The following is a 6967-nucleotide window of genomic DNA, read 5'->3' on the forward strand; positions in this document are numbered from 1 at the left end:
CTGTTGTTTGAGAACTCAATAGTGTGCCATGTTTGTTGATACCGATTGTTTTATTGATTGGTTGAATTTGGCTGCATGATGCCACCCCGTGGTGTTGTGTGGTTGTTTTTGGCTGGTTTCGAATTTTGCGCGTGCCTGTTTACTGGTTTTTCCTGGTGGTGGGTGCGTGTCTGTAATGCATTTACGGAGAGTTTGATCCTGGCTCAGGATGAACGCTGGCGGCGTGCTTAACACATGCAAGTCGAACGATGATCCCAGCTTGCTGGGGGATTAGTGGCGAACGGGTGAGTAACACGTGAGTAACCTGCCCTTGACTCTGGGATAAGCCTGGGAAACCGGGTCTAATACTGGATATGACCTTCTGGCGCATGCCATGTTGGTGGAAAGCTTTATTGCGGTTTTGGATGGACTCGCGGCCTATCAGCTTGTTGGTGGGGTAATGGCCTACCAAGGCGACGACGGGTAGCCGGCCTGAGAGGGTGGACGGCCACACTGGGACTGAGACACGGCCCAGACTCCTACGGGAGGCAGCAGTGGGGAATATTGCACAATGGGCGCAAGCCTGATGCAGCGACGCCGCGTGGGGGATGAAGGCCTTCGGGTTGTAAACCTCTTTCAGTAGGGAAGAAGCGAAAGTGACGGTACCTGCAGAAGAAGCGCCGGCTAACTACGTGCCAGCAGCCGCGGTAATACGTAGGGCGCAAGCGTTATCCGGAATTATTGGGCGTAAAGAGCTCGTAGGCGGTTTGTCGCGTCTGCCGTGAAAGTCCGGGGCTTAACTCCGGATCTGCGGTGGGTACGGGCAGACTAGAGTGATGTAGGGGAGACTGGAATTCCTGGTGTAGCGGTGAAATGCGCAGATATCAGGAGGAACACCGATGGCGAAGGCAGGTCTCTGGGCATTAACTGACGCTGAGGAGCGAAAGCATGGGGAGCGAACAGGATTAGATACCCTGGTAGTCCATGCCGTAAACGTTGGGCACTAGGTGTGGGGGACATTCCACGTTTTCCGCGCCGTAGCTAACGCATTAAGTGCCCCGCCTGGGGAGTACGGCCGCAAGGCTAAAACTCAAAGGAATTGACGGGGGCCCGCACAAGCGGCGGAGCATGCGGATTAATTCGATGCAACGCGAAGAACCTTACCAAGGCTTGACATGAACTGGAACAGCGCAGAGATGTGTTGGCCGCTTGCGGCCGGTTTACAGGTGGTGCATGGTTGTCGTCAGCTCGTGTCGTGAGATGTTGGGTTAAGTCCCGCAACGAGCGCAACCCTCGTTCTATGTTGCCAGCGCGTTATGGCGGGGACTCATAGGAGACTGCCGGGGTCAACTCGGAGGAAGGTGGGGACGACGTCAAATCATCATGCCCCTTATGTCTTGGGCTTCACGCATGCTACAATGGCCGGTACAAAGGGTTGCGATACTGTGAGGTGGAGCTAATCCCAAAAAGCCGGTCTCAGTTCGGATTGAGGTCTGCAACTCGACCTCATGAAGTCGGAGTCGCTAGTAATCGCAGATCAGCAACGCTGCGGTGAATACGTTCCCGGGCCTTGTACACACCGCCCGTCAAGTCACGAAAGTTGGTAACACCCGAAGCCGGTGGCCTAACCCCCTTGTGGGGAGGGAGCTGTCGAAGGTGGGACCGGCGATTGGGACTAAGTCGTAACAAGGTAGCCGTACCGGAAGGTGCGGCTGGATCACCTCCTTTCTAAGGAGCACCTCGAATGACGCGCCGATCCTGTGTGGTTGGTGTGGGGTTCGTAGGAGTATGGCCTATTGCGCGGGCGTTTGTTCCGCGGTGGGCTGCTCAAGGGTGGAATATCAATGGATAGGTGCCTGGTGGCGCTGGCTGGTTGCAGAGTACGATCGCCTTTTGGTGGTGTGGAAATGGTTCTGGTTGGTGGTGATTGGGTTATCGTATGGCACACTGTTGGGTCCTGAAATAACAGGGCTCTGATTGTCGTGGACAAGTGTTCTGCTGGTTTGGTGCGTCGTTGTGGCGTGTCGGGTTGGTGGGGTGTTGTTTGTGGGGGTTGGGGTGCTGGGGTTTCTGGTTTTTCCCTGCCATGGCAGCGGGATCCTCGTGTTTGGGGGTTTTGGTTGGTGGTGTGGGGTTGTTGGTTGAGAACTGCATAGTGGACGAGAGCATCTTAAAAATAAGAAGCAATTTCAAAAAATCTTGGTTTCAGACTTTTAGTTTGATGCCATGGTTTTCTCGATATGTTTTTTGATCTTTTGTGGTCAAGTTTTTAAGGGCACACGGTGGATGCCTTGGCATCAAGAGCCGAAGAAGGACGTGGGAATCTGCGATAAGCCTGGGGGAGTCGATAACCGGACTGTGAGCCCAGGATTTCCGAATGGGGAAACCCCGCCTGGCCAGCGATGGACCGGGTGACCCGCATCTGAACACATAGGGTGCGTGGAGGGAACGTGGGGAAGTGAAACATCTCAGTACCCACAGGAAGAGAAAACAATAGTGATTCCGTTAGTAGTGGCGAGCGAACGCGGATGAGGCTAAACCAGTGGTGTGTGATAGCCGGCGGGCGTTGCATCACTGGGGTTGCGGGACTTTCCGTTCTGATTCTGCCGGATCAGTGAAATGAGTGCAGGCGTATAGGTGAACGGTCTTGAAAGGCCGGCCGGAGAGGGTGTAAGTCCCGTAACCGTAATGCGTGCTGCCGTTTGGAGAGTATCCCAAGTAGTACGGGGCCCGAGAAATCCCGTGCGAATCTGCCAGGACCACCTGGTAAGCCTAAATACTCCTTGATGACCGATAGCGGACAAGTACCGTGAGGGAAAGGTGAAAAGTACCCCGGGAGGGGAGTGAAACAGTACCTGAAACCGTGTGCCTACAATCCGTCAGAGCGTTGCCATCCTTTCGGGGGTGGTGGTGTGATGGCGTGCCTTTTGAAGAATGAGCCTGCGAGTTAGTGTTACGTCGCGAGGTTAACCCGTGTGGGGAAGCCGTAGCGAAAGCGAGTCTGAATAGGGCGAGTGAGTGGCGTGATCTAGACCCGAAGCGAAGTGATCTACCCATGGCCAGGTTGAAGCGACGGTAAGACGTCGTGGAGGACCGAACCCACTTCAGTTGAAAATGGAGGGGATGAGCTGTGGGTAGGGGTGAAAGGCCAATCAAACTTCGTGATAGCTGGTTCTCCCCGAAATGCATTTAGGTGCAGCGTTGCGTGTTTCTTACCGGAGGTAGAGCTACTGGATGGCTAATGGGCCCTACAAGGTTACTGACGTCAGCCAAACTCCGAATGCCGGTAAGTGAGAGCGCAGCAGTGAGACTGTGGGGGATAAGCTTCATAGTCGAGAGGGAAACAGCCCAGACCACCAACTAAGGCCCCTAAGCGTGTGCTAAGTGGGAAAGGATGTGGAGTTGCGAAGACAACCAGGAGGTTGGCTTAGAAGCAGCCATCCTTGAAAGAGTGCGTAATAGCTCACTGGTCAAGTGATTCCGCGCCGACAATGTAGCGGGGCTCAAGTACACCGCCGAAGTTGTGGATTTCAGATATTAGCTAAGCCGGAGACTTGTTCTCCTGAGTTCAGGCGTCTGGAGTGGTAGGGGAGCGTCGTGTGGGCGGTGAAGTCGCGGTGTAAACCAGCGGTGGAGCCTACACGAGTGAGAATGCAGGCATGAGTAGCGAAAGACGGGTGAGAAACCCGTCCGCCGAATGATCAAGGGTTCCAGGGTCAAGCTAATCTGCCCTGGGTAAGTCGGGACCTAAGGCGAGGCCGACAGGCGTAGTCGATGGACAACGGGTTGATATTCCCGTACCGGCGAAAAACCGCCCATACTGAGCAGGGGATACTAACCGCCCAATACCTGACCGCCCACCCTTCGGGGTGACGTGGTTTTTGGTGGAGCGCGGGACCTGATCCTGGGAGGTAAGCGTATTAACAGGTGTGACGCAGGAAGGTAGCCGGGCCGGGCGATGGTTGCCCCGGTCTAAGGATGTAGGAGGGACCATAGGCAAATCCGTGGTCCTGGTTTTGATACCGTCTCTGAGACCCGATGGGCCCCGTTATGCGGGGATCCGGTGATCCTATGCTGCCTAGAAAAGCATCGGCGCGAGGTTTTAGCCGCCCGTACCCCAAACCGACACAGGTGATCAGGTAGAGAATACTAAGGCGATCGAGAGAATTATGGTTAAGGAACTCGGCAAAATGCCCCCGTAACTTCGGGAGAAGGGGGGCCTCACCCGTGACCAACACTTGCTGTTGTGAGCGTTGTGGGGCCGCAGAGACCAGGGGGAAGCGACTGTTTACTAAAAACACAGGTCCGTGCGAAGTCGCAAGACGATGTATACGGACTGACTCCTGCCCGGTGCTGGAAGGTTAAGAGGACCGGTTAGTGCCCTTCGGGGTGCGAAGCTGGGAATTTAAGCCCCAGTAAACGGCGGTGGTAACTATAACCATCCTAAGGTAGCGAAATTCCTTGTCGGGTAAGTTCCGACCTGCACGAATGGAGTAACGACTTCCCCGCTGTCTCAACCATAAGCTCGGCGAAATTGCACTACGAGTAAAGATGCTCGTTACGCGCAGCAGGACGGAAAGACCCCGAGACCTTCACTATAGTTTGGTATTGGTGTTCGGTGTGGCTTGTGTAGGATAGGTGGGAGACTGTGAACCCTGGACGCTAGTTCAGGGGGAGTCATCGTTGAAATACCACTCTGGTCATACTGGATATCTAACTTCGGCCCGTAATCCGGGTCAGGGACAGTGCCTGATGGGTAGTTTAACTGGGGCGGTTGCCTCCTAAAAAGTAACGGAGGCGCCCAAAGGTTCCCTCAGCCTGGTTGGCAATCAGGTGTCGAGTGTAAGTGCACAAGGGAGCTTGACTGTGAGAGAGACATCTCAAGCAGGGACGAAAGTCGGGACTAGTGATCCGGCGGTACATTGTGGAATGGCCGTCGCTCAACGGATAAAAGGTACCTCGGGGATAACAGGCTGATCTTGCCCAAGAGTCCATATCGACGGCATGGTTTGGCACCTCGATGTCGGCTCGTCGCATCCTGGGGCTGGAGTAGGTCCCAAGGGTTGGGCTGTTCGCCCATTAAAGCGGTACGCGAGCTGGGTTTAGAACGTCGTGAGACAGTTCGGTCCCTATCCGCTGCGCGCGCAGGAAATTTGAGAAGGGCTGTCCTTAGTACGAGAGGACCGGGACGGACGAACCTCTGGTGTGTCAGTTGTACTGCCAAGTGCACCGCTGATTAGCTACGTTCGGATGGGATAACCGCTGAAAGCATCTAAGCGGGAAGCCTGCTTCGAGATGAGATTTCCATACACATTTGTGTGAGAGGCCCCCAGCCAGACCACTGGGTTGATAGGCCGGACGTGGAAGCAAGGACTAACGACTTGTGAAGCTGACCGGTACTAATAAGCCGATAACTTACACCACACACACCACCCGTGAACGGCATCAAAAGACGTTCACACCAAGGATGGTGTAAAGATATGCTGCTTTCGTCCACTATGCGGTTCCCAACCAACAACAGGAACCAAAAAACACAACACAATACAGGTATATACTGTTCAAGTTGTAACCAAAAAAACTTCCCACCCCACACGGCTCACACAGCCAGTGCAGGGGAACGGGTAAAAGGGTTACGGCGGTCACAGCGTGGGGGAAACGCCCGGTCCCATTCCGAACCCGGAAGCTAAGACCCACAGCGCCGATGGTACTGCACCCGAGAGAGTGTGGGAGAGTAGGACACCGCCGGACAACCATTAGACGAAAGGCCCCACCACCGGTGGGGCCTTTCGCACTTAACCCACCACACCCCAAACACCCCACACCATCGACCTGGTGAGCCAGTGGCGTCTCAGCGATTCGACGGAAGTCCGGGAACGGAAGTGGTCCGATTCAACCAGTCGTGGCGTCCACGATCTGCATGCACCTCCGTTCCGGATGGCTGCGTGGGTGCATGGTGCTTTCCAATGCGGAGACTGCTAGCCGGCACCGGCGGTTCAGGACCGGGGGCAGGGTCCGCATCCGTGAAAACACTGCCGTGAAAACATGGACCAGATTCGGTGGTCTCGACTCGACAGTTGGACCCCGTTCTTCCCCGCTGCGGTAGTTCGCCTGGGAGCTTGTCGGTGATAGGCCGGTACCTGTACCCCGGATCATCAGCGTGGGTCTCCAGCGTTGAACTGACCAGATACGCATCGGCAATGTTTTGGTCAGTGACCAGCTGGGTTTGCACCGGCAATAAGTCTCTCGTGCCAAATACGCGGCAGCCAGGCGCGGAAGCTCATTTTGCTGTTCCTGTAGCCGGTCGCCTTTCCTTAGATGCCTACCTCGGTGGAGTCCTTCGTTGCAGGACGTGATCTGTGTCCTTGTGATCCGCGATGGTTAGCCGATGGTCTCAACGTTGCCCAGGTTGGGCGGAAGATCTGCCAGCACCTTTGCGCGAGTTGTCGGTCTGGGGGCGGGTGGCAGGGGACTGGTGGCAGGGCGCCGGGGACTGGGCCCCGGGGACTGGGCCCCGGGGGCCGGATGGCCCTCCCTCAGATTCTCATCCGCGGGACCTTCCTGGGTACCGCGGTGACGGCTCAATTTCCGACCGTCACCAATGCAGCGATCGGTCAGAGGGGAGACACCGACTGATTGCTACCTGCCCAGGGGTGTCAATGGCCAATAGTTTGTGCCCATGGGCGGCCAGCAGAAGTGCCCGCTGGTGGCCATGAAAACTGCCCACTCATGGCCACCAGATCTGCCCACCAGGTGTTCGGTGGCGATGGCCATGTGCGGAACTCGTTCAGTTCATTGATGTGACTCCTTTTCCAGCCAGGGCCTGGCTGAGGCGGATCGATTCCCCTGAGGTTTGGCAGACGTGCGCGTGGTGCAGCAGCCTGTCAACGGTCGCGGTGGCGAGTGTTTTGGGCATAAGCTCGTCGAAGCCGGCGGGATGCAAGTTCGAGGAAACCGCGATCGATCGTTTTTCGTAGGCGGCATCGACGAG

Annotated in this window: 1 protein-coding gene and 3 rRNA genes; 3 read left to right on the forward strand and 1 reads right to left on the reverse strand. The window is 55.9% G+C overall.

Annotated features, from left to right (window positions below; all coding sequences use genetic code 11):
* Positions 1 to 180: 180 nt before the first annotated feature.
* From K728_RS0113885 to rrf, 3 genes are all read left to right on the forward strand, one after another.
* A 16S ribosomal RNA gene (locus tag K728_RS0113885) occupies positions 181 to 1707 on the forward strand.
* Between the two features lie 531 nt (positions 1708 to 2238).
* Positions 2239 to 5403 (forward strand): 23S ribosomal RNA (locus K728_RS0113890).
* A gap of 207 nt (positions 5404 to 5610) precedes the next feature.
* Positions 5611 to 5727, forward strand: a 5S ribosomal RNA gene (rrf, locus tag K728_RS0113895).
* Together the 16S, 23S and 5S rRNA genes form the textbook arrangement of a ribosomal RNA operon.
* 1036 nt (positions 5728 to 6763) lie before the next feature.
* Here the strand turns inward: rrf and K728_RS22400 are convergent.
* Positions 6764 to 6967 (reverse strand): ATP-binding protein (locus K728_RS22400; RefSeq protein WP_443110989.1); only part of this gene is annotated, 204 nt, incomplete at its 5' end.

The sequence above is a fragment of the Arthrobacter sp. CAL618 genome, from assembly GCF_000468215.1.
GTDB lineage: Bacteria > Actinomycetota > Actinomycetes > Actinomycetales > Micrococcaceae > Arthrobacter_D.